This window comes from Enterocloster alcoholdehydrogenati (assembly GCF_013282095.1).
In the GTDB taxonomy this organism is placed as follows: Bacteria; Bacillota; Clostridia; order Lachnospirales; family Lachnospiraceae; genus Enterocloster; species Enterocloster alcoholdehydrogenati.
Window position 1 is genome coordinate 1 of sequence record NZ_BLTJ01000036.1, and the last position, 1,373, is coordinate 1,373.

Genomic DNA, 1,373 nt, shown 5'->3' on the forward strand with positions numbered 1-1,373 from the left:
ATGTCAAGAGCAGGCGGCTTGCCGCCTGTCTTTCTGCTTATTTTTCTTTATTCTGGAAGCCGTCCTTCATACATGATACTCAGTTCTCCATAGACATGCGCCCAGTCCCGGATGGTGGTGGTCCATTTTTTCGTAGCTTCAAAAGTAGCCAGATACAGCGCTTTTAGCAGAGCTGTATCGCTTGGAAATACACTCCTCTGGCGATTCAGCTTCCGATAGGTGGAATTCAGCGATTCTATCGCATTCGTCGTGTAAATGACCTTCCGGACAGCAGCTGAAAACTTAAAAATCGGGGAAATAGCATCCCAGTTATCTTTCCAGCGCTTCATGGAATTCGGATATTTAGGTGTCCATTTTTCGGTTACACGCTCTAAGGCTGCCAAAGCTTTCTGTTCATCAGCAGCCTGATAAATCGTTTTTAAATCAGCAGCAAAGGCTTTCCTGTCTTTATCGGGGACATATTTTAAGGTGTTTCTTACCTGATGAACCATGCACCTCTGATATTCTGTTTTGGGAAATGCCGCAGAAATCGCTTCTTTGATACCAGTAAGACCATCTGCACAAATAATCAGGATATCCTTAACACCACGATTTTTCAGTTCATTCAAGACAGAAAGCCAGTATTTCGCACTTTCGTTGTCACCAATTGTAATCGTTAGGACTTCCTTTCTGCCTTCCGAATTAATGCCCAGTATGACATAAGCGGCAAGTTTACGGATCACCCCATTATCCCGTACAGAATAGTGGATGGCATCGATGTAAAGGATTGGATATACCTCGTCTAATGGCCGATTCTGCCAGTCTTCAATCTGCGGAAGTATCTTATCGGTTACATCAGAAATAAAACTTTCTGATGTTTCGAACCCATAGATATCTTCTATTGTTTCCGAGATTTGGCGTGTAGTCATTCCTTTTGCATACATGGAAATAATCTTCTGGTCAATGTCAGAAATATCTTTTTGACGCTTTTTTACAATCTGTGGTTCAAAGGTAGATTTCCGATCCTGCGGTACTTCGATTGCCATAGAACCGTAGCGACTGTTGACCTGCTTGCGCTTATACCCGTTGCGATAATCGTCATTGTCAGAACGCTCGGATTTTTCATATCCGAGGTGCTCATCCATTTCAGCCTCCATCATTTCCTTAATGGTACCACCCAGGAGATCTTTAAGAGCATCCTGAATATCTTCTGCTGTCTCAATATCATATTCCTCGAGAAGCTGTCGGATAATATTTCGTTTTCCTTCTGTCATTTCAACTCTGTGAACCGGTTTCTTTTGTCTTGCCATAGTAAAAAGCCCTCCTAATGATATTTATTTTATCATAGAAGGACCTTATCGTAGTTAATTTTACAGAAAAAGTTTCACATTCTC

At 41.9% G+C, this 1,373-nt stretch carries 1 protein-coding gene; it reads right to left on the minus strand.

Annotated elements, in window-relative coordinates:
* Window positions 1-47: 47 nt before the first annotated feature.
* A complete protein-coding gene (locus tag HW447_RS17770; protein ID WP_176256352.1) occupies window positions 48-1,289 on the minus strand; it encodes an IS256 family transposase in 1,242 nt (413 codons plus the stop codon).
* Window positions 1,290-1,373 lie beyond the last annotated feature (84 nt).

Excerpts from the sequence above, each read along its gene's own strand:
- HW447_RS17770 (WP_176256352.1), bottom strand. The coding sequence starts at position 1,289 with ATGGCAAGACAAAAGAAACCGGTTCACAGAGTTGAAATGACAGAAGGA.